This is a genomic window from Endozoicomonas elysicola (genome assembly GCF_000710775.1).
Taxonomy (GTDB): Bacteria; Pseudomonadota; Gammaproteobacteria; order Pseudomonadales; family Endozoicomonadaceae; genus Endozoicomonas; species Endozoicomonas elysicola.
Map to the genome: position 1 here is coordinate 332,174 of NZ_JOJP01000001.1, position 26,808 is coordinate 358,981.

24 protein-coding genes are annotated in these 26,808 nt (G+C 49.0%); 8 read left to right on the forward strand and 16 right to left on the reverse strand.

What is annotated here, in order from left to right; translation table 11 throughout:
- Positions 1-807 carry a MurR/RpiR family transcriptional regulator gene (locus tag GV64_RS01440; RefSeq protein ID WP_020581974.1) on the reverse strand — a complete coding sequence of 269 codons (807 nt, stop codon included), beginning with the start codon at positions 805-807 and terminating at the stop codon, positions 1-3.
- Positions 808-1,238: 431 nt separating this feature from the next.
- On the opposite strand from GV64_RS01440, the gene iolB reads away from it, so the two are divergent.
- The 5 genes from iolB to GV64_RS01465 all read left to right on the forward strand — a co-directional run bounded on the left by iolB (position 1,239) and on the right by GV64_RS01465 (position 7,844).
- A complete protein-coding gene (gene iolB, locus GV64_RS01445) occupies positions 1,239-2,045 on the forward strand; it encodes a 5-deoxy-glucuronate isomerase (RefSeq protein WP_020581973.1) in 807 nt (268 codons plus the stop codon).
- 75 nt (positions 2,046-2,120) lie between these two features.
- Positions 2,121-3,107: an inositol 2-dehydrogenase gene (iolG, locus tag GV64_RS01450; RefSeq protein ID WP_020581972.1), complete on the forward strand. Its 987-nt coding sequence runs from the start codon at positions 2,121-2,123 to the stop codon at positions 3,105-3,107.
- A 180-nt stretch (positions 3,108-3,287) separates the two neighbouring features.
- On the forward strand, positions 3,288-5,210 hold the full coding sequence (locus tag GV64_RS01455) for a bifunctional 5-dehydro-2-deoxygluconokinase/5-dehydro-2-deoxyphosphogluconate aldolase (protein ID WP_020581971.1): 1,923 nt from the start codon (positions 3,288-3,290) through the stop codon (positions 5,208-5,210).
- 44 nt (positions 5,211-5,254) lie between these two features.
- Positions 5,255-6,757: a CoA-acylating methylmalonate-semialdehyde dehydrogenase gene (locus GV64_RS01460; protein ID WP_020581970.1), complete on the forward strand. Its 1,503-nt coding sequence runs from the start codon at positions 5,255-5,257 to the stop codon at positions 6,755-6,757.
- A gap of 205 nt (positions 6,758-6,962) precedes the next feature.
- The gene (locus GV64_RS01465) at positions 6,963-7,844 is read left to right on the forward strand and encodes a sugar phosphate isomerase/epimerase family protein (RefSeq protein WP_020581969.1); all 882 of its coding nucleotides are present in this window, start codon (positions 6,963-6,965) and stop codon (positions 7,842-7,844) included.
- Positions 7,845-7,904: 60 nt separating this feature from the next.
- On the opposite strand, the gene GV64_RS01470 is transcribed toward GV64_RS01465, so the two are convergent.
- The 4 genes from GV64_RS01470 to GV64_RS01485 all read right to left on the reverse strand — a co-directional run bounded on the left by GV64_RS01470 (position 7,905) and on the right by GV64_RS01485 (position 12,005).
- The gene (locus tag GV64_RS01470) at positions 7,905-9,290 is read right to left on the reverse strand and encodes a short-chain fatty acid transporter (protein ID WP_034843912.1); all 1,386 of its coding nucleotides are present in this window, start codon (positions 9,288-9,290) and stop codon (positions 7,905-7,907) included.
- A 187-nt stretch (positions 9,291-9,477) separates the two neighbouring features.
- Positions 9,478-10,668, reverse strand: coding sequence for an acetyl-CoA C-acetyltransferase (locus GV64_RS01475; RefSeq protein WP_020581967.1), 1,191 nt, complete (start codon positions 10,666-10,668; stop codon positions 9,478-9,480).
- Entirely contained in the window at positions 10,668-11,339 is a 672-nt protein-coding gene (locus tag GV64_RS01480; protein WP_020581966.1) for a 3-oxoacid CoA-transferase subunit B, read from the reverse strand. Before GV64_RS01480 ends, GV64_RS01475 begins: the two co-directional genes overlap by 1 nt.
- 12 nt (positions 11,340-11,351) lie before the next feature.
- The gene (locus tag GV64_RS01485) at positions 11,352-12,005 is read right to left on the reverse strand and encodes a CoA transferase subunit A (RefSeq protein ID WP_020581965.1); all 654 of its coding nucleotides are present in this window, start codon (positions 12,003-12,005) and stop codon (positions 11,352-11,354) included.
- Between the two features lie 231 nt (positions 12,006-12,236).
- On the opposite strand from GV64_RS01485, the gene GV64_RS01490 reads away from it, so the two are divergent.
- Positions 12,237-13,196: a LysR family transcriptional regulator gene (locus GV64_RS01490; RefSeq protein ID WP_020581964.1), complete on the forward strand. Its 960-nt coding sequence runs from the start codon at positions 12,237-12,239 to the stop codon at positions 13,194-13,196.
- A 14-nt stretch (positions 13,197-13,210) separates the two neighbouring features.
- Here GV64_RS01490 and GV64_RS01495 read toward each other — a convergent pair whose 3' ends face one another.
- Both GV64_RS01495 and GV64_RS01500 read right to left on the reverse strand, forming a co-directional pair.
- Positions 13,211-13,738 carry a phosphoribosyltransferase gene (locus GV64_RS01495; RefSeq protein ID WP_020581963.1) on the reverse strand — a complete coding sequence of 176 codons (528 nt, stop codon included), beginning with the start codon at positions 13,736-13,738 and terminating at the stop codon, positions 13,211-13,213.
- Positions 13,738-14,595 carry a Cof-type HAD-IIB family hydrolase gene (locus GV64_RS01500; protein ID WP_020581962.1) on the reverse strand — a complete coding sequence of 286 codons (858 nt, stop codon included), beginning with the start codon at positions 14,593-14,595 and terminating at the stop codon, positions 13,738-13,740. The genes GV64_RS01495 and GV64_RS01500 overlap by 1 nt, the downstream gene beginning before the upstream one ends.
- Positions 14,596-14,772: 177 nt before the next feature.
- Between GV64_RS01500 and GV64_RS01505 the strand changes: the two genes are divergently transcribed.
- Complete coding sequence (locus GV64_RS01505) at positions 14,773-16,122, forward strand: NAD(P)-binding domain-containing protein (protein WP_020581961.1); 1,350 nt, start codon at positions 14,773-14,775, stop codon at positions 16,120-16,122.
- A 227-nt stretch (positions 16,123-16,349) separates the two neighbouring features.
- A complete protein-coding gene (locus GV64_RS23515) occupies positions 16,350-17,414 on the forward strand; it encodes an OmpA family protein (RefSeq protein ID WP_020581960.1) in 1,065 nt (354 codons plus the stop codon).
- 137 nt (positions 17,415-17,551) lie between these two features.
- Here GV64_RS23515 and GV64_RS01515 read toward each other — a convergent pair whose 3' ends face one another.
- From GV64_RS01515 to GV64_RS01555, 9 genes are all read right to left on the reverse strand, one after another.
- The gene (locus tag GV64_RS01515) at positions 17,552-18,349 is read right to left on the reverse strand and encodes a hypothetical protein (RefSeq protein ID WP_020581959.1); all 798 of its coding nucleotides are present in this window, start codon (positions 18,347-18,349) and stop codon (positions 17,552-17,554) included.
- A 140-nt stretch (positions 18,350-18,489) separates the two neighbouring features.
- The gene (locus tag GV64_RS01520; protein WP_236632907.1) at positions 18,490-19,722 is read right to left on the reverse strand and encodes a BaiN/RdsA family NAD(P)/FAD-dependent oxidoreductase; all 1,233 of its coding nucleotides are present in this window, start codon (positions 19,720-19,722) and stop codon (positions 18,490-18,492) included.
- Positions 19,723-19,779: 57 nt separating this feature from the next.
- Positions 19,780-20,826, reverse strand: coding sequence for a lactonase family protein (locus GV64_RS01525; protein ID WP_020581957.1), 1,047 nt, complete (start codon positions 20,824-20,826; stop codon positions 19,780-19,782).
- Between the two features lie 165 nt (positions 20,827-20,991).
- Positions 20,992-21,417 (reverse strand): F0F1 ATP synthase subunit epsilon, encoded by a 426-nt coding sequence (locus GV64_RS01530; protein WP_020581956.1) that lies wholly within the window; start codon positions 21,415-21,417, stop codon positions 20,992-20,994.
- A 114-nt stretch (positions 21,418-21,531) separates the two neighbouring features.
- Entirely contained in the window at positions 21,532-22,908 is a 1,377-nt protein-coding gene (atpD, locus tag GV64_RS01535; RefSeq protein WP_020581955.1) for a F0F1 ATP synthase subunit beta, read from the reverse strand.
- A gap of 24 nt (positions 22,909-22,932) precedes the next feature.
- Positions 22,933-23,796, reverse strand: coding sequence for a F0F1 ATP synthase subunit gamma (gene atpG, locus GV64_RS01540; protein ID WP_020581954.1), 864 nt, complete (start codon positions 23,794-23,796; stop codon positions 22,933-22,935).
- A 122-nt stretch (positions 23,797-23,918) separates the two neighbouring features.
- Positions 23,919-25,463, reverse strand: coding sequence for a F0F1 ATP synthase subunit alpha (atpA, locus tag GV64_RS01545; RefSeq protein WP_020581953.1), 1,545 nt, complete (start codon positions 25,461-25,463; stop codon positions 23,919-23,921).
- Positions 25,464-25,635: 172 nt separating this feature from the next.
- Positions 25,636-26,169, reverse strand: coding sequence for a F0F1 ATP synthase subunit delta (locus tag GV64_RS01550; protein ID WP_020581952.1), 534 nt, complete (start codon positions 26,167-26,169; stop codon positions 25,636-25,638).
- 14 nt (positions 26,170-26,183) lie between these two features.
- The gene (locus tag GV64_RS01555) at positions 26,184-26,654 is read right to left on the reverse strand and encodes a F0F1 ATP synthase subunit B (protein WP_020581951.1); all 471 of its coding nucleotides are present in this window, start codon (positions 26,652-26,654) and stop codon (positions 26,184-26,186) included.
- Positions 26,655-26,808: the final 154 nt, after the last annotated feature.

The window sequence follows — 26,808 nt, forward strand, 5'->3', positions numbered from 1 at the left end:
TCAATTTTTAGCCAATGATAGAATCAGCCCCTGCGCCAAGCACATGGAAGTTGAAAGCCCACGTACACCTCCCACTTCGGCATCTCTGACAAATAATGCCAGATCAGCGTCTTTAGCCAGAGGGCTGACTTCATTGTCCGTCAGAGTAATAAGCCTTGCCTCTCTCATTCGGGCATGTTCCTGCATCCACAGCGTTTCTTCTCCATAGGGATAATAGCTGATCAGAAACACCAGATCTGTACGACGAATGCCTGCTGCTTCCTCTTGATGAAGTCCACCTTTCCCTCCCAGCAGAACACAGCGTCGATCCAGCTGCCAGAGACCATACGCCAGATAGGTAGCAACCGGATGAGCTCTTCGTACACCCATCACATAGATGGTATCCGCCTGCTGAATCAGACTCACCGCCCGAAGCAGATCCTTTTTGTTAATTGATTGTTCCAGTACCTGAAGTGATCCCCTGCTCTTTTCAATCAAAGGAGACAGCGTTCCCTGTTGAGCACTTTCCGGGTGAGCAGCCTGTACACGATCCGTATAAGAGCCGGTGTAGTGCAACTGGGATCGGATCTCCCGACGCATTTCACTGAAACCACCAAACCCAAGGGCATTGGCCAGGCGAATAACCGTAGAGGGTGGAACATCGGCTTCGCCCGCAAGTTCAGCCACTGTACAAAGTGCCAGACGTTCAGGGTTCTCCAGCAGATAACGGGCTAACTGCTTCAGTCGTTTACTTAACCCGTCGTAATGCTCCTGGATAAGCGCCTGAAATACTCCATTACCAACAGATTGATCGATTGTACTCACCATTAAAACTCATCTTTTAACAACCGGTGCTGCTTATCTGCCATAGATCAACAAACTGCAACTTTTATTCCATTACCATAAAAAACGGAATTTATTTTCCACATATTAGGGTATGTTGATGTTTCGTTGCTAGCTCAGTGGCTCAGAAAAGCGTCATATACGCGAAAGACTTGTACAGTCCTGACTCTACAACAAGCAAGTCTGACAAAGCAGATGGCGCTTTTATGAGCCACCCGAAAGGGCGTATCAGGGTGCCCCTATGACTTCGTTCCGGTATTTTGAAAGGCAACTGGCCTTTATGCCCTTAGGGTATTCCTGCAATACCGCGCCTCATCATAGGAGCACCCTGATACGCTGAGTACGCAACGAAACGCCAACATACCCTATGTCAACGGATCTTGAGAGTCATCGATAATCCACCAAAGGGAGTGTTCATGTCCGAACTGCTGGTCAAAGCCTCTACCGATAAGACCGATGGGTCAATCATCAATATTCAGCGTAGCCAGTCCTGCCTTAAGTATGTGGGTTTTCAGGTTTTGCAGCTTATGCAGGGAAGCTGTCATGAACTGAACTCTGGTGAAGATGAGCTCTGTATTGTCATCCTTGAAGGGAAAGCGTCAATCAACGCCGGTGAAGAACTTTTTCCTCAGCTTGGGCAGAGAACGTCTGTTTTTGACCAGATTCCTACTGATGCTCTCTACATTCCGGCAGGTATCTCTGTACACATCACGGCTGAGACCACATCTGAAATTGCACTTTGCAAGGCTCCCCATCTGGGTATCAATCAAAAGGTCCAGTGGATTCGCCCAGAAGATGTTGAGGTGCTTGAGCGGGGAGAAGGTACGAATAAACGGTATATTCACAACATCATGATGGCGAATGCCGAAGCTGACAGCCTGCTGATTACCGAGGTGTATACACCCGGTGGTCACTGGTCCAGCTACCCTCCTCATAAACACGACACTGATTCGTTACCAGAAGAGTCTTTTCTGGAAGAGACCTACTACCACCGGCTGAACCCACCGCAGGGCTATGCACTCCAGCGTGTCTATACCGATGACCGCAGTATTGATGAAGCCATCTGTGTAGAGAATGGTGACACCGTTATGGTGCCGAGGGGATACCACCCCGTCGGAGCCCCTCATGGCTACGACCTTTATTATCTCAACGTAATGGCAGGCCCAAAGCGGCAGTGGAAGTTCAAGAACGACCCCGCCCATGAATGGATGCTGAAGAACTAATTCTGAAACCACTCTGAAAAAACAAAGCCCGGAGGAAACCGGGCGCTGACTACAAAGACCATACTGGAGAAAATAATGATTAACTTCGCCGTCATCGGTGCAGGTCGTATTGGCCGCATCCATGCTGCTAATGTGGCTGAATCACCGGCTTGCCATATTCACTCCATTGTTGACCCATTTCCGGAAGCAGCCGCAGCTTTGGCAACAGCATTAAATGCCAAAGTCAGTACTGTTGAAGACGTATTGGCAGATCCTGAAATTCACGCTGTTGTTATCTGTACACCCACAGACACCCACTGCGATCTGATTGAGCGATCAGCTCGAGCTGGCAAAGCCATCTTCTGTGAAAAACCCGTGGATCTTGATATTTCCAGAGCTCGTGATTGCGCGGCCACTGTTCGTGAAACCGGTGTCGTTTGTGCCCTGGGCTTTAACCGCCGTTATGACCCAACCTTTAACTCTCTGAAACAGAGAATTGCCGATGGTGCTATCGGAGCGACCGAGCAAGTTATTATCACCAGCCGCGACCCAAGCCCTCCTCCAGCGGAATACGTCAAACAGTCTGGTGGCCTTTTCCGCGATATGATGATTCATGACCTTGATATGGCTTGCTGGCTGCTGGGTGAAAAGCCCGTTGAAGTGTATGCAACCGGCAGTTGCCTGGTAGACCCAGCCATTGGAGAGGCCGGTGATATTGACTCAGCGATGGTCATTCTGAAAACCGCCAGTGGTAAAATCTGCCATATCAACAATAGCCGACGTTCTGTTTACGGCTACGATCAGCGTATAGAAGTCTTTGGATCCGAAGGAATGGTACAGGCAGGGAACCATAAGCCCAGCGAAGTCACTGTCAGCAACCATCAGGGAGTTTCACAGGATCAGCCAGAACACTTCTTCCTGGAGCGTTACCGTCAGGCCTATAAAATTGAGCTGCAGAACTTTATCGATGCCCTGGTGGATGGCAAACAACTGCTGACCAATATCGATGATGGCATTAATGCCCTTGAACTGGCAGATGCCTGTGTTGCGTCCATGACTACCGGTAAGCGCATCACACTCTGATTTTCCACACCCCTTAAAAGCCAGCACCTGCTGGCTTTTTTTCATTCTTGTGATTCTTGCTTTAAGTCAAATAAATCAAAAATTCCATATGATAAAAATATGAAATAAATATTTCATATTGCTTCAGTAAGAACCAGCTACCACAAAAACAGTCCCTCAGAAAATGGGAGTACCAGAATCATGAGCAAAACGCTGGATGTCATCTGCATAGGCCGTATCGCTGTTGACTTCTATGCCCAGCAAATTGGCAGCCGCCTGGAAGATGTGACTTCCATGGCCAAATACCTTGGGGGATCATCAGGCAATGTCGCTTATGGTACTGCCCGCCAGGGGTTGAACTCTGCCATGCTGGCCAGGGTTGGCAATGACCATATGGGGCGATTCCTCAAAGAAGAGCTGGGTCGGGTTGGCTGTTCAACCGATCACCTGATGACCGATACCGAACGACTGACTGCACTCGTTGTACTGGGCATTGAAGACCAGGATACTTTTCCCCTGATTTTCTATCGTGAAAACTGTGCCGATATGGCGCTGTGTGATGCCGATATTCAGGAAGACGCTATTGCCCGTGCCAAAGTGCTCCATATCACCGGCACCCATTTTTCCACACCCACAACAAATGCCGCCTGTCGTAAAGCAATCGAGTTTGCCAGGAAAAATGGTACCCGCACTTCACTGGATATCGATTATCGCCCCGTACTCTGGGGACTCACCGGCAAGGCCGAAGGTGAAAACCGGTTTGTTGCCAATGATAAGGTGACGGAGCATCTGCAAAGTATCGTTCCACTGTTTGACCTGATCGTGGGTACCGAAGAAGAACTTCATATTGCCGGTGGCACCACAGATACACTGGCCGCCCTCAGGAAAGTGCGTGAGCTCAGCAAGGCAACCATTGTCCTTAAACGGGGAGCGTTGGGTGCATCGGTGTACACCGGTGAAATACCAGAAGACCTGAATGGTGGTATTAATGGCCAGGGCGTCCGAATTGAAGTGCTGAATGTACTGGGTGCCGGCGATGCCTTTATGTCGGGCCTATTACGGGGTTTTGTCCGTGAAGAGCCCTGGGAGCAATGCCTCCGTTACGCCAATGCCTGTGGCGCTCTGGTGGTATCCCGACACGGTTGTGCACCGGCCATGCCATCGGTTGAAGAATTGGATTACTACCTGGCCAGAGAGCAAGAAATTCTCCGCCCAGACCTGGATGAACATCTGAATTATCTCCATCGGGTGACCTGTCGGGATGTGCAATGGCCTGAACTCAATGTGCTGGCATTTGACCATCGTCTTCAACTGGAAGAGATGTGTGATCAGGCTGGTGTTGAACGGGCACGTATCAAGCCACTTAAGCGCCTGATTCTGGAGGCCGCCCGACAGGGTGCCCGTGAAATGGGCCTGGAGGGTAAAGCCGGTATTCTCTGTGATGATACCTATGGTCAGGATACGCTGAATGACATTACCGGCAAGGGGTGGTGGATTGGCCGCCCTGTAGAGCTGCCGGGTTCCCGCCCTCTGCGCTTTGAGCACGGTAACCACTCGACAGCCAGTGTTGCCAGCCGTTTAACTACATGGCCTTCTGAACACGTGGTGAAGTGTCTCTGCTTCTACCATCCGGATGACGAGGAAACGCTGAGACTGGATCAGGAACATCAGGTTCAATCGGTGTACAACGCCTGTCTGGCCAGTGGTCATGAGTTCCTGTTGGAGCTGATTCCACCCAAAGGCTCCGCAACGGATGATCAGACTCTGGTTCGTTCCATGGAACGTTTCTATGACATTGGCGTTCGCCCAGACTGGTGGAAAGTTCCCTCCCCCTCCCGCAGCGCCTGGCTGGCTATTGAGTCCCTGCTTCATGAAAAAGCACCGCACTGTCGCGGCGTCATTCTTCTTGGCCTGGACGCCCCTGAAGAAGAACTCAAAAAAGGATTTAACGCCGCGGCAGGTATCAGTGTCTGTAAAGGCTTCATGGTTGGCCGCACTATTTTTGGTCAACCTTCAAAGGCATGGCTTGCGGGTGAAATTACCGATGATGAACTGGTTCACCAGGTAACGAACAACTACATCCGATTGATTCAGTTCTGGCAGGAACGCAGCTATCAAGCCTGACTAGTGCTGACCTTTTAATAATTTTGAACATGAAGGAAATACGAATGACAATCATCGGCAACTATATCAACGGTGAGTTCCTGGCCAGCGGCTCAGGCCGTACCAGCCCTGTTTTTAACCCAGCCACTGGCGAACAGACACATGTCGTCAGTCTGGCAACGGCTGAAGAAACTACTCAAGCCATTGCAGCAGCCAAAGCCGCATTTCCTGCCTGGTCACTGACCAGTCCTCTGAAGCGGGCACGCATTATGTTCCGCTTTAAAGAATTGATTGAAGCCAATATTGATGAACTGGCAACACTGATATCCCGTGAACACGGCAAGATTCTCTCCGATGCCAAAGGTGAGATGGTTCGTGGCCTTGAAGTGGTCGAATTTGCCTGTGGCATTCCACATCTAGTCAAAGGTGAGCACTCAATGAATGTGGGTGGTGGTGTCGACAGCTGGTCACAGATGATGCCACTGGGGGTTTGCGCCGGTGTTGTTCCTTTCAATTTCCCGGCCATGGTGCCTATGTGGATGTTTCCGGTTGCACTGGCTACCGGTAACACCTTTGTCCTGAAGCCTTCTGAAAAGGTGCCAGGTGCCATGATGCGCATGGCTGAACTGCTTACCGAGGCAGGTTTGCCCAAAGGTGTCTTTAACATTGTGAACGGTGACCGGGACGCCGTTGATGTCCTGCTGACCCACCCGGATGTCGAAGCCGTCAGCTTTGTCGGTTCAACACCGGTGGCCGAATACATCTACAACCGTGGCTGCCAGCATGGCAAGCGGGTGCAGGCACTGGGTGGTGCCAAGAACCATATGGTCATTATGCCGGATGCCGATATGGAAGCCGCTGCCAATGCGTTAATGGGTGCAGCCTATGGTGCTGCTGGTGAGCGTTGCATGGCAGTATCGGTAGCCGTTCCGGTGGGTGAAGGAACCGCTGAACGCCTGCTGGAGGTTCTGAAGCCTAAGGTAGAAGCACTGCGTGTTGGTCCCGGTATCGTTGACGGCCAGGAAAACGAGATGGGGGCTCTGATCAGCGAGCAGCATCTGAATAAGGTGAAAGGCTATATCGACCAGGGCGTTGCGGAAGGGGCTAGGTTGTTGATCGATGGTCGTGGTCTGACCATTCCTGGTCATGAGAAAGGCTTCTTTATCGGTGGCACACTGTTTGATCATGTCACACCGAACATGACTATTTATAAGGAAGAAATCTTTGGCCCGGTACTGAGCATTTGTCGTGTAGAAAGCTTCAAAGATGCGGTGGATCTGATCAATAACCATGAGTATGGTAATGGCACGGCGCTCTTTACCCGTGATGGCAAGGCCGCCAGAGAATTTGCCCAGCACATTCAGGTGGGCATGGTCGGTATTAACGTACCCGTCCCGGTACCGATGGCGTTCCACAGTTTTGGCGGCTGGAAACGCTCTCTGTTTGGTCCTCTGCACATGCATGGCCCAGACGGTGTCCGCTTCTATACCCGTATGAAGATGGTGACCAGTCGCTGGAATGACCATGATCCATCACAGTCTGTTTTCTCAATGCCCACGATGAAATAGCCGCACGTTTTGAACACCCCTTAATTATCTCAAAAGGCCGTCTCAACGCTTTGGTAATTAAGGGGTAACGTGACTTTGGACAAAAGATCATACGGCAGTTTTTTATACATTACTTTTCTCGTTCCCACGGGGAACCGCAGGAACGGGAAAGCCGTTAAACCCATTTTATAAAAACGCTTATTATCCTTTTTAGCGGAAGTTAGTTATGCCTTTTGCGTTACACGGAATGTGCTCTCTGCACAATAACATTGTCAGCGATATTCGCCTGGCAAAAGAAACCGGATATGAAGGCCTTGAAATTCACACGGAAAAACTCTGGCGCTATATCAATGCCGGTTTAACCGCAGAACACCTCAAGCACCTTCTGGACAAGGCGCATATCAAGCCAACAGCCATTGATATTGTCGGCTCTGTAGAAGCCAGCGATCGCGCTACACAGCAAAAGGTATTTCAAGAAGTTGAAACCCTCTGTCAGTTCGCCAGCACCATCGGTGCCCCGACCATTCAGTTAAATGCCTTTGAAGCACTTAATGGTCTGTCCGTCGAAGACAATATTCAGATCACGGCTCGTAATATCCGTGAAATAGCCGACATTGGTCAGCAGTACGGCATTCGCTTCCAGTATGAAGGTGCTGCCTGGACACCCATTGCCAAACTGGATGACTACCTGCGGCTTCACGATGCGGTCAGCTGCGATAACTTCGGTTTTGTTCTGGACACGTGGCACTTCTGGGCCTGTCGTGGCGCAACCCCTGATGAGATGGCACAGCTGCCAGTTGAACTGATTTATAACGTCCATCTTTCCGATGGACTTCGTCCAGAAGAAGGTTCGCCCTGGGTTGATGAAAGAGAGCTGCGGGGATGCCTGCTGGGTGAAGGCAATATTCCACTGCAGGAGTGGGTTGATGCCATCAAGAGTACCGGTTATCAGGGCTTCTATTCCGGAGAGTTTCTGAATGACCAGCTCTGGGAGTCTGACCACTATGAAGTGGCCAGCAAAATGCTGGCGTCCATGCAGACATTGGTTTTAGGTGCTGCAGAAATGACAATCACCAATAAAACTACCGCAATGCCAACCGTTCATTAAATGCTTTCTTAACAGTAAAACACCGCCGATAGGCGGTGTTTTTTTATACCGAGTGATTGATCAGAAGAACGTCATGCCCGCGCAAATAATCACCCCAGAAGCGATCAGAACGACAAGGCAGTAGCCCATAATATCTTTCGCTCCCAAGCCCGCAATACCCAGGGCAGGGAGAGCCCAGAATGGCTGGATCATATTGGTCCATGCATCCCCCCAGGCGATGGCCATGGCAGTCTTGGCGGAATCAACGCCCAGTTCAAGACCCGCTGGCATCATAATGGGAGCCTGAACGGCCCACTGACCACCACCGGAAGGCACAAAGAAATTCACGATACCTGCACTCAGGAACGTAAACAGCGGGAATGTGGTTTCATTGGAGATGGATACAAACCAGTCAGAAATCACACTAGCAACGGAACTTCCTTCAGGACCCGCAGCTGTCATCATGCCCATAATGCCGGCATAGAAAGGGAACTGCAGCAAAATACCGGCGGTGTTTCTGGCTCCGGAAAATACCGCATCCAGCAAGCGACGGGGGGTACCATGAAGAATAATGGCCGTAAACAGGAAGACGAAGTTCACGATATTCAGGTTCAGGGCAAAACCATTGCGAACGAAGTAGCCGATAATAAATGCATACCCCATTACACCGAGCAGTAATGAAAGTACCTTACTGTTCTCAATGCGCTCAGCTGGAGTCATTTCATTAACTGGCTTTTCTGGTGAATGCTCCTCTTTCAATAACTCGGGATCAATGACAAATACCTGATCCGCAGAAGGGTGCATTGCCCGGTTCAGCAGAGGAATCACCAGTAACAGCAGAGCAATAATGGCCAGATTAAAGAACGAAAACATGGTTTGGGATGTTGGGATAATCCCGGTTATGGCACCCTGAGTGACTTTTGCCAGATTACCATCGGTAGCAATTGAGAGTGGTACAGAGCCGGACAGTCCACCATGCCAGAACAGAAAGCCGCTGTAGGCGGAAGCAATCAATAAACGATAATCGACGTTTTTAACCCGGGCAGCCAGTTCCCGGGCAAACAGTGCGCCGATAACCAGACCAAAACCCCAGTTGATCAGGCAGGCCAGGGCAGAAATAAAGCTCACCAGGTAAATCGCTTGGGTTGGAGTTTTTGCCATGCCAGCAATGTGAGAAAGACCGCGTTTGAAAACCGGTGCCGACGCCATTGCGTGACCGGTCACCACCACCAGCGCCATCTGCATGGCAAATTCCAGCAACCCCCAGAAACCACCAGCCCAGGCATTCACCATGGCCATAGGCCCCTGGCTGCTCATCGGCATGGCCATCAGAAAAACAAACAGTGTCAGCAGTGCGGCAAAAATAAATGGATCTGGCAGATACTTTTGCACCAGCGCTACACATCCCCCGGAAAAACGCTGAAGCAGACTGTTTTGCTGTTTCAGCTCTTGTGTCAGAGCAACCATGAAAAGGCTCCTGAAAAATCTGACATTGAAATAATTGTTGGTTTTTTATTGGAACCACAGAGAGCACAAAGTTCACAAAGGTACAGAAAGAGCTTTCTTTGTGTGCTCTGTGGTCTTTGTGGTTCAAGCGGTTCTTTCTTCAGGAAAAAGAAGAACCTTTATTTATGGCAAGCTGTTTAAAGAGGGTTTATTCCCGTTCCACCACCATGGCAATCCCCATACCACCACCAATGCACAACGTGGCAAGGCCATGACGGACATCTCGCTTCTGCATTTCATGAAGCAGAGAGACCAGAATCCGGGCACCGGAAGCACCAATCGGATGACCCAGGGCGACCGCACCACCGTTGACGTTGGTTTTATCAGGATCCAGTCCCAAACCTTCAACCACAGACAGCGCTTGAACCGCAAACGCTTCATTCGCCTCAACCAGATCAATATCCGCCACCGTGAGCCCAGCTCTGGACAATGCTTTCTTTGTGGCAGGCACAGGCCCATAGCCCATCACTTCCGGTGAAACACCGGCGGAAGCGGAAGCTTTGATCACGGCCATAGGTTTCAGCCCCAGGGACTCGGCTTTACTGCGGGAAATCAGCAGCAACATGGCAGCGCCATCGTTAATACTGGAAGCATTTCCCGCCGTTACTGTGCCATCTTTGCTGAAAGCAGGGCGCAGTTGCGCCAGTTTTTCTACTGACGTATTTCTCGGACCTTCGTCTTTATCCACGACCACGGTCTGCTTTCTATCCACCACCTCAACCGGCACGATTTCCTCAGCAAAGCGGTTGGCTTCCTGAGCGGCCAGCGCACGTTCCTGACTTCTGGCTGCATACTCATCCTGTGCTTCACGGCTGATGTGATAACGCTCTGCCAGGTTCTCTGCGGTAATCCCCATGTGGTAGTCATTGAAGACATCGGTCAAACCATCACTGATCATGGTATCCAGAAGCTGGCCATGTCCCATTCGCTGACCCCAGCGTGCCTTGGGCAGGACATAAGGCGACTGACTCATATTTTCTGAACCACCCGCCAGGGCAACCTCAACATCACCACAGGCAATGGCCTGAGCGGCAAGGGCAACCGCTTTCAGGCCAGAACCGCAGACCTTGCTGACGTTATAAGCCGTACTCTCTGTGGACATACCAACACCCAGGGCTACCTGACGGGCAATGTTCATACCCTGCCCTGCGCCAAGTACATTACCCAGAATCAGCTCCTGTACCTCTTCAGCCTTAACACCGGCTTTCTCCAGAGCGGCCTTTGCTGCACAGATGCCCAACTCAGCAGGCGTAACAGAAGCCAGGGCACCATTGAACGTTCCAATGGGGGTACGAACAGCACTGACAATCACCACTTCTTCTAATGGACGGTCTTGCATTACTCAATCTCTCCGAATGTTTTCAGGTCGCTGGCAATTTTCAGTTCTGCGCCAGTGGCTTTGATGACCTGCTCTACGGTGGTATCCACAGCGATTTCAGTTAACAATAGTTCGTTTTCAGTCACCTCGATGACCGCCATTTCAGTAACAATCAGGTTGACCTGACCTTTTGCCGTCAATGGCAGGTTGCAACGCTGAAGGATCTTAGGCTCTCCATTCTTGTTGCAATGCTCCATGGCGATAATGACCTGCTTTGCCCCAGTCACCAGATCCATGGCGCCCCCCATACCGGGCACCATTTTTCCGGGAATAATCCAGTTCGCCAGATTGCCTTCAGCATCCACTTCCAATGCGCCCAGCACCGTGCTGTCAACATGACCACCACGAATAATGGCAAAGGACAGGCTGCTGTCGAAATAGGAAACTTCGGGTACCGTGCTGACCGGCTGACCACCCGCATTGGTGATATCCACATCCAGGTTGTCGTCGGTCACGGCATCACGGCCAATACCGATCATGCCGTTTTCAGACTGGAACAGAATGCCCATATCATCGCTGACGTGATTGGCCACCAGCGTGGGCATACCAATACCCAGATTAACCAGACTGCCCGGTTTGAGTTCTTCAGCAACCCGTTTAACGATACGGTTACGTAATGCCTGCTTGTCCATGTCCTCTACTCCTCAAACCGCAACGATAAAATCAACAAAGGTGCCTGGCAGCGTGAAGCGGTCGGCTTCCACGTCACCCACTTCAACCACTTGCTCAGCCTCCACAATGACCAGCTTCGCAGCAGTCGCCATCAACGGGTTAAAGTTTTTGGTGGTTTTATTGAAAATGCAGTTGCCCGCTTTATCCACAATGGAGGCTTTGACCAAGGCGACATCTGCCGTTAATGGCAACTCCAGCAGGTACTCCTCACCTTCTACAGTGACCTTCTGCTTATCTTCTTCAACCATGGTTCCCAGACCGGTTTTGGTCAGAAAGCCACCCATGCCCGCACCGCCGCAGCGAATGCGCTCTGCCAGAGTCCCCTGGGGAATCAGTTCAACCTCCAGCTCACCGGTATTCATCTGGCGTCCGGTTTCCGGGTTCAAGCCAATGTGTGAGGCTTTGACGCTTTTTGCCTGCTTGCTGGAGATTAACTGTCCGATCCCTTTATCGGCATAACCGGTATCCGTACAGATAATGTTCAGCTCTCCGGTACCCAGATCGACCAGATGGTTAATCACATTCAGAGGTGATCCTGTGGCCATAAAACCACCAATCATGACTCGATCGTTGGGTTTGATTTTTTCGACGGCCTGCTCCGGGCTGATAATGGGTTTGAGTTGCATCGTTATGGTCTCATCCGTTGAAGAGGCTTGATGGAAAATACTTGTTTGAGCCTCTGAATCTGGTTGAAACCTATTATTCGAGTTTTTGAAAAAAGCAGAACAGCACAACTGCAACCATGACTTTGCAAATTTGCAAAGACGATTAAAGAACATGCACAGAACATGATTTGGATTAGCTTCTTTACTGGAAAGCCCCGCTACAATCGATCACCTTGATAAGCAGGATGATCCATGGCAACAGGAACAAAACCCCACAGCCCTTTAGAAAGCAGCGATCCAAACCTCAGTGGCAAAATGGATTTTTTTGTGCGAATGGTGAGAACCGGATCCATTACTGCTGCTGCTGAGGAAGTAAACCTCTCTATATCCACTGGCTCACGATGGCTCAGTGATTTGGAACAGCAACTGGGCGTTAAGCTTTACTGTCGACGTGGCGCATCAGTTACCCTGACCTCGGCTGGGCAATGCCTTTTTGAAAAATTTGGACCCATCAGCGATAACATTCATTCGCTGATTCTGGAAATGGGCAGCTTTATTGATGAGCCTCAGGGGCTGGTCCGCATCTGCTGTACGCCGATCTTTGCGCAGAGTGTGCTGTTGCCCGTGATTAATGCCTTTAATCGTCGATATCGCAAAGTTCGTTTCTCACTGGATATCAACCCCTATGGATTGAGCCAGTACTACCGCTATGACCTGATCATTAATGCCGAAACGTCATACCAGCCTCAGGAAAATCGTACGCTTCCCCTGGTTAAAAGAAATTTACTGACCGAGCCGTTTGTACTGGTCGCTTCGGCAGGCTATCTGAAAACCCGCCAGCCTATACACCGTCCAGAACAACTTCAGGAACATACCTGTCTGTACGCAGACTCTTTAACTCATTCACGTCAGTGGGCTTTTAATGAGGAGGGTCAGGTTCGTTTGATTAATATTTCAGATAATCTGGAAGTCAGCGACACCAACCTGCTGTTTGATGCCGCCAAAATGGGAATGGGTATCGCCTATTTACCACGCTATGTGGTTGAAAGCAGTGTTCGCAGTGGTCAGCTGGTAAAGCTTCTACCGAATCACCAGACCGCCCACTGGATGTTGAACCTTTACTACCCTGAACTGAAGCAGATGGACCAGGGATGCGTGTTGTTTAAGGATTTTTTCCTGAACACTTACCGTGACCAACTTAGCAAGCAATAGAAAATACCTACTGGCTAGGACCTATGCAGCTTTGAAATGAAAGGAATATTCCGATACCTATCCTGCCATGGCAGACCATAACCCACCAGCAAGTCGTCGTTTTCCATTTCATAAGCAAAATATTGCTTTACCGGTATATCAACACGCCCTGGCTTCACCAGAAGGGTAGCAATTGAAACGGACAGGACACCAAAACTCGAAGCGATGTATTCGACAATGCGTTTCATGGTACCGCCAGACTCAATCGCATCATCCACCAGTATCACATGCTTACCTTCCACACTGATGTTATGGTGGTAAACAATTTCAGAGGTATTGTTTCTATCGCCCGGAGTATGCGGACAGGAGATATAATCCATACACAGGTCAAGAGTCAGCCTTCTGACCAGATCGGCGGTAAATAGTATACCGCCGGGGACGACACTGATAATCACAACCTCATCACCAGCAAACTGATCATTCAGCTGGGCTGCGACGTTTTCAGCACCGACTGCAATCTGTTCCTGACTTAAAACCAGTTCACCTATGTGCTTGTCGTTCATCAGGCCACTCCATCAAACAGGCTATTGGAGCTCAGCTTGTCCAGAGCACCGCTCAAAATATGGTCGATGGTTTCCAGAACCCCTTCATCATTATTTGTGGGCGCGGAATAACGGGCCACCTGCCGGATGCTGTCGCTGGCATTGTTCATGGCAAAGCTGAAGCCTGCTTTTTGCAGCATCTCCATATCATTGCCGCTGTCACCAAAGGCCGCCACTTCATCATCGGTAATATCCCACTGTTTCTGCAACAGATGAATTCCATGGGCCTTATGGACACCGGGGATGATCAGATCAATCCACTCATGGCCACTGGTAACCGACACCAGCACGTCACCCAGCTTCTCTCTTGCCGCTTCCAACACGGTATCGTGTATGGCTGGAGACATTTTGATGGCGATTTTGAGTACTGTGTCGTTTATATCCTGATAGCTTTGAATCAGTTCAAGACGCTGGTAGTGATTGCGAGCATTGGCTACCTCCGCAGGATCAGCAGTGTTCAAGACATAGGCGCTGTTCCGGCCACAGATAATAGCAGTTACGGCTTTCAGGCTTTCCAGAAACGGGTAGACACGAGCCAGAGTTTCGGTCGCAATATCCGCGACAAACAACTCCTGCTGACCATCGTGAACATAGCCGCCATTTTCTGCAACGTAAGCAATATCGCCAGCATCGATATCCTCAAAATAGGATCGTAACTTGTAATACTGGTTACCACTGGCCACAACGAATCGAATCCCCCGAGCCTTCAGGGCCTTGAACTGTTCAAGAAAGCGCTCACGGTTATACGTTTTGTTATCAGTCAGAAACGTGCCATCCATATCGACAGCAATCAATTTTATTCCGGTGTAGCCTGCCATTTCTGTTGTTATCTCTGGGGTAAAATTGGAATCATATTACTCAAACTACAGCAGCCCAATCCGCCTTTATATAGGGAAAATTACCGCAGATTTTAGGTCGTTACGCCACCAGTAATTCGGACTCAGAGGAAACTGTTTTTCCATCTAGACTTAGATGGCAATCAGGAGAAACTAGCCATGACTCGAGTAGCCGTAATTGGTGCTGGTCCATCAGGCATTTCGGTATTACACGCCTTTAAATCGGCAAAAGACAAAGGAGCCGATATTCCTGAGATTGTCTGTTTTGAGAAGCAGAAGACGTGGGGTGGCCTTTGGAACTTTACCTGGCGTACCGGGCTTGATGAATATGGTGAGCCTGTTCACAGCTCAATGTATCGCCACCTCTGGTCCAATGGACCCAAAGAGTGCCTGGAGTTTGCCGACTATTCTTTTGAAGAGCACTTTGGCAGCCCAATTCCCAGTTACCCACCCAGAGAAGTATTGGCTGACTATATCTTCGGGCGGGCTAAAAAATCTGGGCTTCGTAACTGGATTCAGTTTCGTCATACAGCTTGCTGGATCGAATATCACCAAGAGCAAAAAGTCTTTTCTGTCATTGTTCATGACCTGGTGAATGACTGTCAGAAACGTGAACTATTCGATTTCATCATTGTGGCTACCGGTCACTTCTCAACACCCAATGTCCCTGAGTTTGAGGGTATCGAGACGTTCCCGGGAAGAGTTTTACATGCTCACGATTTTCGCGATGCCCGGGAGTTTAACGATCAAGCCGTTCTCATTATTGGCAGTAGTTATTCAGCGGAAGATATTGGTTCTCAGTGCTTGAAGTTCGGAGCAAAATCCATCACCGCCAGCTATCGCACAAATCCAATGAACTTTGATTGGCCTGAGAACTGGGAAACCAAACAACTACTTACAAACATTTCCGGAAATACCGCGCATTTTAAGGATGGAACCTGTAAAGACGTTGATGCAATTATTCTATGCACGGGCTACCTTCACCACTTCCCGTTCATGCAGGATGATATTCGTCTTGTGACCACTAATCGACTATGGACTCCGGGGCTTTATCAGGGCATTGCATTGGAAAACAATCCCCGCGTTATGTATCTGGGTATGCAGGACCAGTTTTACACCTTCACTCTGTTTGATGCTCAGGCCTGGTGGGCAAGAGATATTATTCTCCAGCGCATAAACCTTCCGTCTGCCCCGGATATGTCAAAACACAGCGCCAAATGGCAAGAACGGGAAAGTACCTTAAAAACCGATGAAGATAAGATCTGGTTTCAGGGGGACTATGTGAGAGAGCTGATCAATCAGACGGATTATCCCCCTCTGGACACTGAAGCCATCAACGAACTATTTATGGCGTGGGAGCACCATAAACATCAAGACATCATGAGTTATCGTAGTAACAGATACCGATCAGTGATCACAGGGATACAGGCACCATTGCTTAAAACACCATGGAGTAAGGCGATGGATGATTCGATGGCTGTCTTCTTAAATAATCATTGTCCGAAGTGATACTGATTTCATCTCCACTTTGAGAAACTTATACCGCGGACATACACAACCTTGACACTCAATCAAGTGCACAGGTAGCATTTCTCGGCGAAAAACCAGAACATAAGTACAAATACATAAATACACAGTATTCATTCTGGCGTAAAAATCACGTAATCTCCTCCGCCCTTTGGCGCATATGCTCTAAAGGCACAAACACAACACAAAACACACGCAGAGAAGACATCATGAAAGTGCAAGGTTTCGCACGCTCACTGATTGCCATCGCAATTGGTGCAACCATCAGCAGTTCTGTTATTGCCGATGAAATGGCATCACAGGTCGTGGATAAAGGGCTGACATTCACTATTGGTGGTGCTTACCACGATCTGGACAGCGTCCGTGATCTGGACAACAAACTGGCTCCGGAAATCGGTATTGGCTACCGTCTGAATGATCGTTTCAGTGTAGAAGGTATCTACTCTCAGTACTCCACAGACCAGAAGACTGGCGGAGACGCTGACCTGAAAGAGTTTCGCCTGGACGCATTCTACGATCTGACTCCATGGGATGGTTCTCTGACCCCTTACGTTGTTGCCGGTATTTCCGAGCTGGAAACTGATCTCAAAGTTGATGGAGAACACGACGATACCCGTATGAATGCCGGTTTTGGTTTGAGAAAAGCATTTACTCCAAACCTGGCCATTCGTGGTGATGTGCGTGCCGTTCGTACTCTGGATTACGCTCAGACAGAAGCCATGGCGAACGTTGCCCTGACCTGGACCTTTGGCAGCGTGGCCAAAGCGGCAGAGCCCGTTGCAGTGATTGAGCCTGTTCAGGAAGAAGTAGTTGCAAAGGTTGAGCCTGCACCGGTTCTTGATGCTGATATGGACGGCGTTCTAGACAAGGACGACCTGTGTCCAAATACAGCAGCGGGCATTACCGTTGATCAGACTGGCTGTGAGCCAATGAAGGCCATTGATCTGCTGGTAAACTTTGAATTCGACTCCGAAGCCATCAATCAGGAAGGCGTTGACCAGATCGCCAAGATGGGTGAGTTCCTTCAGCGCTATCCAGAAGCTCGCATCCGTATTGAAGGCCATACCGATGCACGTGGACAAGCGGCTTACAATGAACAATTGTCTGTTCGCCGTGCTGATATCATTCGTCAACAGCTGATCGAAAAGCACGGCATTGACGCTGAGCGCATAGATGCAGCGGGTATGGGTGAGAGCGAGCCTGTGGCCAGTAACGATACTGTTGAAGGCCGTCAGCAGAACCGTCGTGTGACTGCTGAAGTTGTTGGTGCTTAATACCTCCACTTCCTATCTGAATATGGCCAGACAATCGTTTGGCCATTTCCAAAGATCTTTCTGATAAATGATATTTGGATTCGATCTGATCTAATTTTTATAGAAATTTTCCTAGATTGAAAATGGCCTTTGCTGGGTCAAGTTTTTTTTAAAACTGCGACTCCCTGGTAAACCTGATACTCAAGATTATCAACTAAGCCTGGTGATGGCAGTGATATATATTGTTTTATTGATTCAGCAGTTTTCCGGTCTGGTATTTCCCTACTCTGAACAAATGCCAACTTTTCAAATTGTGGGTGAAAATTAAGGTACTGATAATCGCCTCTACTACATCCCGTTATTAGTAACAGTCCATCCTTTCTTATTTTTTCACTCGCCGCTTTAAAATAATTAACTAATTTTGCATGCCTATACCTACTGGTTTTACACATGTGATATAACGAACCTTCATCAACAATAACGCTAAATCGTCTATCCAAAAAACTCCTAGAATCGGCTTTCAGCCAATCCATAACAGCACATGGATTCATCCCAGGATTTCGGTCTACCGTATATGCTCTTGGGTGTATATGTCTTTCCGTGCTATCCAGGCTAAAATCTACAGGTTTATTCCCACAACATAATAAAAGTATCTCTTCACCACGAGGCATTCTGAAAATAACGCTATGGTTATGTTGTGAAAAGATCCTTCTTATTATATTTGGATGAACGGTAATTTCACATTTTTTCATCCAGTTACCAGAATACCACTCATCTCTTAAGCGGAATGGTATATTCTCCTTAACGTTTATTTTACATAATCGAAAAATTTCAAATTCTACAGGTGAGAGAACAACTGATCTCCCATAAGCCTTTAATTTTTCATGTGCTAATTGTTCATTTTTAACATACCTAGCAGTCTCACTCCCTGTTGGCCTAGCAATTTCGTCCATCATTAATATGATCTCTTCTTAATGCATAAAAAAATACAAAAAACAGAATAGACCAAAGAACTAAACACCCGCTTCTGGAAGACCAGTCATATCTCAAAAAGAGATATGACTAAATTGATACTCAGGTTCTTGCTGTAAATGTGCTAGATATAAAGCCCTGAACAATAACCGGAAGCCCATGCCCATTGGAAGTTGAACCCACCAAGGTGGCCTGTAACGTCCAGCACTTCACCAATAAAGTAGAGTCCTGACTGGTTCTGACTCTCAAAGGTTTTGGATGAAATATTGTCAGTAGCAACGCCGCCCAGTGTAACTTCGGCTTTTTTATAGCCTTCAGTGCCTGCCGGCATAAATATCCAGGACTCCAGACTTTCTGCCAGGCGTTTCAGCTCGGGTGGTGAAAACTGGTTGATTGGTTTACTACCGCTCCGTGTTAACTTTTTCAGTTCACCAAAGGTACACAGTGCTGTTGCAAGGCGGCGGGTTAGTTTGTCGGATAATACCGAGCGAAATTCAGCTTTCGGCTTCGACTCCCTGAGTTCATTCAGCCACTCTTCGATAGATATTCCTGGCAGCCAGTTCATAGAGACCTTATTCCCAGCCCGCCAGTATGAAGAGATCTGCAGTATGGCTGGACCACTTAACCCCCTGTGGGTAAAGAGTACGCTTTCACGAAAACTTTGGCCATTACAGCTGACGATAACGTCAGCACTCACACCGGATAATTCAATAAAGTGTGCTAGCCACTGTTTGTCCATTGTGAATGGCACCAAACCGGGCTGTCTTTCTATCAGGTGATGTCCAAACTGTTCAGCCAGCTCATAACCAAGACCTGAAGCACCCATGGTCGGGAAAGATAATCCACCGGTTGCTACGACCAGTGATTTGCAGTGAATCTTGCCCAATGTTGTTTCCAGCAAGAACGATTCAGATATCTCTGACCATTTCACGTGGCTAAGAGATGCTTTTAAACGAACAGCTACTCCAGAGTTTCTGCATTCCTCCACCAGCATCTCCACAATGTCACTGGACTGCTGGTTGCAAAATAACTGACCCAGTGTTTTCTCATGCCAGGGAATATTGTGCTTATCCACCAGTGCCTGAAAGTCCCACTGAGTGTAACGGGATAGAGCCGATTTGCAGAAGTGGGGATTCTTAGAGAGATAATTGGCCGGCTCCGCATACATATTGGTGTAGTTGCAGCGACCACCACCAGAAATCAGAATTTTCTTGCCAATCTTGTTAGCATGATCGATCACCAGCACCTTGCGACCACGATCGCCTGCAGTCAGTGCACACATCAACCCGGAAGCCCCAGCCCCGATAATAACGGCATCGTATTGCATAGATGGCAATAAGGGTTGATTTAACGGCATAGAACTTCGAGATCCAGAATGTTGCGAAATAGTGGAAGGCGCGCACTATAGCGAAAATTACTCTCTAAGACCAATGCACGTTGGCGCCCCAACACGACATTGATAGCCAGTATAAATGAGGCTTCCCGTTTCAGGATCCCTACTAAAGCTCACAATGTTATTTGTATATTGATTGGCTGCTATCAACCATTTACCACAGGCGGTAATCGAAAAGTCTCTGGGAAAATCCCCTTCTGATGAAACTGAGAACAGGAACTGAATACTGTTGGAGCTTTCATCAACTTTAAAGCAGCCGATTTGGGCTTGAGTACGGTAGGATACGTATAGAAATCGCTGGTCTGGAGATAACTTTATGGCTGCGGGCAATTCTCCATTCTCATTTGGTAGTACAAAAACTTCCTGAGTAATGCTCCAGACTCCTGACTCTTTTTCTATAACAATGATTTTTGCTGACAGCTCACAGACAATATAAGCCACTGTTTCGCTCTGGTTAAATACCAGATGCCTTGGTCCACTGCCTTCAGGTAGATTCAATTCATGTAATGGGTCGTCCGAAAAGCAATGCTCTTTGTTGTAATTAAAAAACAGAACTTTATCACTGCCAAGATCTACGACCACCAACTCACATGACAATCTGAGAAATGTTGCCTGATGCGCATGGGCAGTAACCTGTCGAACAGGATGAACACTATTGCCAGAGAGCTGAATTGTTTTAAGCTGCTTTTTGATTGAGCCGTCCCTATACAGCTCAAAGATATCAACACTTCCACCTGTATACTGCGAAGTAGCAACCATTCCTCCATCATCACTCATTGCCACATGGCAGGGGTGACCTCCGAATATCGGTATTTCAGATAGCCCTATACTCTTTTCACAAATGTCACTTACTATAAAAACCAGCTTTGGATCTTGGTCACTACTCGCTTCTGAAATGCAATAAACTCCTTTGTCCATAAAAAGTGCAAAGGATGGGTTTGTTATTTTCAAGTCAGTGGTCAGGTTGGAAAAAGCACCTGTTTTCAGATCCATAGTCATGGACTGAAGACCGGAGCTGGGTGATGGCTGATCGGTATAGCAACCTATTTTTATTGCTAGCTGGCTCATTGTTTTGCTGACTCAAGTAGCTCCAATAAAATTCAAATCGACTATCTACTATTTATCATCAATATCAAAAGTACAGTAATGCTTTTAGTTTTTCTCCATTGTAGATTTTTTGAGCACAAAAAAACCCTGCAAAAGCAGGGTTCTCTGACAGCATGAGAACTGAACTTATTTGCCCAGTTTCTTGCGAATAGCCTGAAGTGTTCTGAGCTGGGCAGCAGCTTCGGCCAGCTGGGTTGCCGCTCTTGAGTAGTCGAATTCGCCACTCTGGTTTTCCAGGGCTTTTTCTGCCTGACGCTTGGCTTCTTCAGCCGCTGCTTCATTCATATCATCTGCGCGCAGTGCTGTATCCGCCAGAATCTTGATCTGGTTTGGCTGCACTTCCAGGAAACCACCGGAAACGTAGAAGACCTCTTCCCCACCATCTTCTGTAACCAGACGGATCGGACCGGGTCTCAGTTCAGTCAACAGTGGTGTATGCCCGGGAGTAATACCCAGGTCTCCCAGAGAGCCGGTAGCAATCAACATTTCTACCTGACCTTTGAAGATTTCCTGCTCGGCACTAACGATGTCACAATCTACGGTTAAAGCCATATTGAGTCACCTTATGTCCATGGATGGACGGTATATCGAAAATGCAGGAGCAATTTTCGATGCCCCTCGATCCGGACACCGGAAATACAATAACAATTTCCGGTGCCTGAGTTTTTACATAGACTTGGCTTTTTCAACCGCTTCGTCAATGGAACCGACCATATAGAAAGCCTGTTCTGGCAGCGCATCAAACTCACCTTCCAGAATTCCCTTGAATGCACGAATGGTGTCTTTCAAAGGAACGTACTTACCTGGAGAGCCAGTGAAGACTTCCGCTACGAAGAATGGCTGAGACAGGAATCGCTCAATCTTACGGGCACGGGATACGGTCTGCTTGTCTTCTTCAGACAGTTCGTCCATACCCAGAATGGCGATGATGTCCTTCAGTTCTTTATAGCGCTGCAGTACTGTCTGAACGCCACGGGCCACATCATAATGCTCCTGACCAATCACCAAAGGATCAAGCTGACGGGATGTGGAGTCCAATGGGTCAATCGCCGGGTAGATACCCTTGGAAGCAATATCACGACTCAGTACAACGGTCGCATCCAAGTGAGAGAACGTGGTCGCAGGGGATGGGTCAGTCAAGTCATCCGCTGGCACGTATACCGCCTGAATAGAGGTGATAGAACCAGTCTTGGTAGAAGTAATACGTTCTTGCAGTACACCCATCTCTTCTGCCAGCGTTGGCTGATACCCTACCGCAGAAGGCATACGACCCAACAGAGCCGATACTTCAGTACCCGCTAGGGTGTAACGATAGATGTTATCGATAAACAGCAGTACGTCTCGGCCTTCATCACGGAACTTCTCAGCCATGGTCAAACCAGTCAGGGCTACACGCAGACGGTTTCCAGGTGGCTCGTTCATCTGACCGTAAACCAGTGATACCTTATCGATTACGTTGGAGTCAGTCATCTCGTGATAGAAGTCGTTACCTTCACGGGTACGCTCACCAACACCAGCAAATACCGAGTAACCAGAGTGCTCAATCGCGATGTTACGGATCAGCTCCATCATGTTTACAGTTTTACCAACACCGGCACCACCGAACAGTCCAACCTTACCACCTTTGGCAAATGGGCAAACCAGGTCAATAACCTTGATACCGGTTTCCAGCAGTTCATTACTGGATGCCTGATCCGCATAGCTTGGTGCCTTACGGTGAATAGAGGCGCGCTCTTCTTCACCAATCGGACCTTTTTCATCAATCGGGTTACCCAGAACGTCCATGATACGCCCCAGGGTTTTGGTGCCTACCGGTACCTGAATCGGTGCACCGGTATTGGCAACGTTCAAACCACGTGCAACACCTTCGGTAGAACCCATGGCAATAGAACGAACAACGCCATCACCCAGCTGCTGCTGAACTTCCAACACCAGTTCTTTACCATCGACGTTTAATGCGTCATAAACTTTTGGAACGCTGTCCCTGGGAAATTCGACGTCGATGACGGCGCCGATAATTTGTACGATACGACCGCTACTCATAGTCTTTCCTCACCCTTTAATCTTTTATACCGCCGCTGCGCCGCTGACAATTTCAGACAGTTCCTGTGTGATCGCTGCCTGACGAGCTTTGTTGTACACCAACTGCAGGTCATCAATCAGGTTTCCGGCATTATCGGTAGCACTCTTCATGGCTACCATTCGAGCCGCTTGCTCACAGGCATTATTTTCAACCACCGCCTGGAAAACCTGAGACTCGATATAACGGACCAGCAGGCCATCCAGCAGCTGCTTGGCATCGGGCTCATACAGGTAATCCCATGGTCTCTTCAGAGACGCATCATCATCAGGTACCAGTGGCAACAACTGCTGCACTTCCGGCTTCTGAGTCATGGTGTTCACAAACTGGTTGTTCACCACGTACAAACGGTCGATTCGGCCTTCCTCATAGCTGTCCAGCATCACTTTGACGCCACCTATCAGGTCTGCAATATTGGGTGAGTCCCCAATATGAGTCAGGGCCGCTACGGCATTTTCAGCGCCCATACTGCGGAAAAAGGAAACAGCCTTACTGCCAATCAGGCAGAGCTCAATTCCAACATCCTGATCACTCCACGCCTTCATGCTCTCTACAGTCTTCTTGAACAGGTTAATGTTCAAGCCACCACAGAGACCACGATCCGTAGAAACAATAATGAAGCCAACACGTTTGACTTCACGCTCAATCATGAAGCTGTGCTCATATTCAGCATTAGCGTTGGCGATATGTCCTACCACCTGGCGGATACGCTCAGCGTAAGGGCGGCTGGTTTCCATCCGCTCCTGAGCTTTACGCATCTTACTCGCAGCCACCATTTCCATGGCGCTGGTGATTTTCTGTGTACTTTTAATGGACGAAATTTGCGTCCGTATCTCTTTTGCGCCTGCCATGTTCTGTCATTCACCTCCAGCGGTTGGCCGGCCGATCGTCGGCTCACCAGAGGTGAACCGACCTACAAGTTGTTTTCATTTGTAGGCCGGTATTCCCGAATAGGGGAAGCCGACAATATGTCTTACCAGGTCTGGGTGGCCTTGAACTTCTCAATGACTTCCTTAAGGCCTGCTTCAATCTCGCCGTTGTAGTCACCAGACTCATTGACCGTTGCCATCAAGGCACTGTGCTCAGAGTTGGCGTAGCTGATCAAAGCGGCTTCAAAGTCACCAATCTTGTTCAGGGCAACATCCGCAAGGAAACCTTTCTCAGCAGCAAAGATAACCAGACCCATTTCTGCTACTGACATGGGGGCATACTGCTTCTGCTTCATCAGCTCAGTAACACGCTGACCGTGTTCCAGCTGCTTACGGGTTGCTTCATCCAGGTCAGAAGCAAACTGGGCAAACGCCTGCAGTTCACGATACTGAGCAAGCGCCAGACGGATACCACCGCCGAGCTTCTTGATGATCTTGGTTTGAGCAGCACCACCTACACGGGATACAGATACACCAGCGTTCATCGCAGGACGGATACCGGCGTTGAACAGGTCAGTTTCCAAGAAGATCTGACCGTCGGTAATGGAAATTACGTTGGTCGGTACGAATGCCGATACGTCACCCGCCTGGGTTTCAATGATTGGCAGTGCGGTCAGAGAGCCGGTCTTGCCTTTCACTTCACCGTTGGTGAACTTCTCAACGTAGTCCGCGTTAACTCGTGCTGCGCGCTCCAGCAGACGGGAGTGCAGGTAGAAAACGTCACCAGGATAAGCTTCACGGCCCGGTGGACGACGGAGAAGCAGGGAGATTTGGCGATAAGCCCAAGCCTGTTTAGTCAGATCATCGTATACGATCAGGGCATCTTCACCGCGGTCACGGAAGTACTCACCCATGGAGCAACCAGCAAAAGGTGCGAGAAACTGCATTGCCGCAGGATCAGCAGCACCGGCGGCCACAACAATGGTGTGATCCATGGCACCGTGTTCTTCCAGCTTACGAACCACGTTAGCGATGGTTGACTGTTTCTGACCAACGGCAACGTAAACACACTTAACGCCAGTGCCTTTCTGGTTGATGATGGCATCAATAGCCAAAGCAGTCTTACCAGTCTGACGGTCACCAATGACCAGCTCACGCTGACCACGTCCAATTGGCACCATTGAGTCAACAGCTTTGTAACCAGTCTGAACAGGCTCATCAACTGATTGACGGGCAATAACGCCAGGCGCTACTTTTTCCAGAGGAGAAGTCTGTTTGGTTTCAAGGCTGCCTTTGCCATCAATTGGGTTACCCAGGGCATCGACAACGCGTCCCAGCAGTTCATTACCCACTGGAACTTCAAGAATTCGACCGGTGCACTGGACGGTCTGGCCTTCAGCCAGGTCACCGTAGTCACCGAGTACAACAGCACCGACAGAGTCACGCTCAAGGTTCAGTGCCATGCCGTAAACATTGCCCGGGAACTTGATCATCTCCCCGTACATGGCATCTGCCAGACCATGAATACGTACAATACCGTCAGTTACGCTGACAATCGTGCCCTCATTCTGGGCTTCACTGGACACATCAAGCTGTTCGATTCTACTCTTGATGATGTCACTGATCTCGGAAGGATTCAGTTGCTGCATAGCTTACCTGCCCCACTTTACCGCAAACGTACAGTTTTATTGATTCTCAACCCGATGCGGGTGCTTATTCCGCCTTGGGCACTATTGCTGTTGGCACCTGAGCCAGAAGCCTGAGTGAAAAACTGCACCTTTGGGCTCATGAGCGCCGCGGCTCCATGATTAAGTTGATTACTCAGGAAATCATCGCATCGGCCAGCTTGCTCAGCCGGGCACGGAGACTGCCATCTATGACCAGATCCCCCGCTTTGACGATAACGCCACCTAAAATGCTACTGTCAATTTCTGTTACCAGATGCACAGAACGTCCCAGTCTAGCCGCCATTTTTGCTGCCAGTTTGTCCTGCTGATCCTGACTCAATGGATATGCTGAAGTCACCTGCACTTGCTGTGAGCGTTCTTCTTCCGCTCTCAGCTGGGCATAAAGAACAGCAATTTCAGGCAGAAGTTGCAGACGACGATGTTCTGACAACACCCGAAGGTAGTTTTCAAACGGCTTATCCAGGTCACCCTGACAAAGTCCTATAATGGCATCTGCCTGTTGAACCCCGCTCAGTTGCGGATTTCCCAGCAGATCAACCACTTTCTGGTACGCTGTCACGCTGGCACAGAGAGACAGCATGTCAGACCATTCGCTCAAACGTGATGCATCACGGGCATATTCAAATGCCGCTTTGGCGTAAGGACGGGCACATGTGGTTAATTCCATGGTCTCCAGCCCTCTTAAAGTTCAGCCGCCAGATCATCGACCAGCTTACTATTGGCTGCTTCATCCAGGCGCTCACCCAAAATACGCTCGGCACCTGCAATAGCAAGGCTTGCCACCTGCGTACGCAATGCTTCACGAGCCCGGTTAGCATCCTGCTCAATTTCAGCAGCTGCAGCGGCCTTCAGGCGATCACCTTCAGCTCGGGCATGTTCTTTGGCTTCATCAACAATCTGGTTTGCGCGCTTGTTAGCCAGCTCAATGATACCCTGAGCTTCTACTCTTGCTTCTTTCAGAAGTTCAGCAACGTTGTCATTGGCCTGAGCCAGATCTTTTTCTGCTTTATCTGCAGCAGCCAGACCATCGGCTATTTTTTGCTGTCGATCACTCAGCGCTTTGGTCAGAGGTGGCCACACATATTTCATGCAGAACCACACAAAGAACATAAAAGCGATGGATTGGCCGATCAGAGTTGCATTTAAATTCACGCCAACACCTCTTTCAGTTAATGTCGTTGGCTCTTCTCAGAGCCTGGCCTTAAGTACCTTCACGACTACGGGCTAATGCTTTTAAAACGTTAGCCCGTAGCTTTCAGCTTCTCATCAAAGCACTCGGCACCTACTTGGCACTTGGTCGGGCATT

Bases quoted from the DNA above. Each gene is read 5' to 3' on its own strand.
- GV64_RS01550 (WP_020581952.1), bottom strand. From the start codon at position 26,169: ATGGAATTAACCACATGTGCCCGTCCTTACGCCAAAGCGGCATTTGAA.
- GV64_RS01460 (WP_020581970.1), top strand. From the start codon at position 5,255: ATGACAATCATCGGCAACTATATCAACGGTGAGTTCCTGGCCAGCGGC.
- GV64_RS01480 (WP_020581966.1), bottom strand. From the start codon at position 11,339: ATGGACAAGCAGGCATTACGTAACCGTATCGTTAAACGGGTTGCTGAA.
- atpG (WP_020581954.1), bottom strand. From the start codon at position 23,796: ATGGCAGGCGCAAAAGAGATACGGACGCAAATTTCGTCCATTAAAAGT.
- GV64_RS01500 (WP_020581962.1), bottom strand. From the start codon at position 14,595: ATGGCAGGCTACACCGGAATAAAATTGATTGCTGTCGATATGGATGGC.
- GV64_RS01475 (WP_020581967.1), bottom strand. From the start codon at position 10,668: ATGCAAGACCGTCCATTAGAAGAAGTGGTGATTGTCAGTGCTGTTCGT.
- GV64_RS01495 (WP_020581963.1), bottom strand. From the start codon at position 13,738: ATGAACGACAAGCACATAGGTGAACTGGTTTTAAGTCAGGAACAGATT.
- GV64_RS01470 (WP_034843912.1), bottom strand. From the start codon at position 9,290: ATGGTTGCTCTGACACAAGAGCTGAAACAGCAAAACAGTCTGCTTCAG.
- atpD (WP_020581955.1), bottom strand. From the start codon at position 22,908: ATGAGTAGCGGTCGTATCGTACAAATTATCGGCGCCGTCATCGACGTC.
- GV64_RS23515 (WP_020581960.1), top strand. From the start codon at position 16,350: ATGAAAGTGCAAGGTTTCGCACGCTCACTGATTGCCATCGCAATTGGT.
- GV64_RS01525 (WP_020581957.1), bottom strand. From the start codon at position 20,826: ATGAGCCAGCTAGCAATAAAAATAGGTTGCTATACCGATCAGCCATCA.
- atpA (WP_020581953.1), bottom strand. From the start codon at position 25,463: ATGCAGCAACTGAATCCTTCCGAGATCAGTGACATCATCAAGAGTAGA.
- iolB (WP_020581973.1), top strand. From the start codon at position 1,239: ATGTCCGAACTGCTGGTCAAAGCCTCTACCGATAAGACCGATGGGTCA.
- GV64_RS01485 (WP_020581965.1), bottom strand. From the start codon at position 12,005: ATGCAACTCAAACCCATTATCAGCCCGGAGCAGGCCGTCGAAAAAATC.
- GV64_RS01455 (WP_020581971.1), top strand. From the start codon at position 3,288: ATGAGCAAAACGCTGGATGTCATCTGCATAGGCCGTATCGCTGTTGAC.
- iolG (WP_020581972.1), top strand. From the start codon at position 2,121: ATGATTAACTTCGCCGTCATCGGTGCAGGTCGTATTGGCCGCATCCAT.
- GV64_RS01515 (WP_020581959.1), bottom strand. From the start codon at position 18,349: ATGATGGACGAAATTGCTAGGCCAACAGGGAGTGAGACTGCTAGGTAT.
- GV64_RS01490 (WP_020581964.1), top strand. From the start codon at position 12,237: ATGGCAACAGGAACAAAACCCCACAGCCCTTTAGAAAGCAGCGATCCA.
- GV64_RS01505 (WP_020581961.1), top strand. From the start codon at position 14,773: ATGACTCGAGTAGCCGTAATTGGTGCTGGTCCATCAGGCATTTCGGTA.
- GV64_RS01530 (WP_020581956.1), bottom strand. From the start codon at position 21,417: ATGGCTTTAACCGTAGATTGTGACATCGTTAGTGCCGAGCAGGAAATC.
- GV64_RS01465 (WP_020581969.1), top strand. From the start codon at position 6,963: ATGCCTTTTGCGTTACACGGAATGTGCTCTCTGCACAATAACATTGTC.
- GV64_RS01440 (WP_020581974.1), bottom strand. From the start codon at position 807: ATGGTGAGTACAATCGATCAATCTGTTGGTAATGGAGTATTTCAGGCG.
- GV64_RS01520 (WP_236632907.1), bottom strand. From the start codon at position 19,722: ATGCCGTTAAATCAACCCTTATTGCCATCTATGCAATACGATGCCGTT.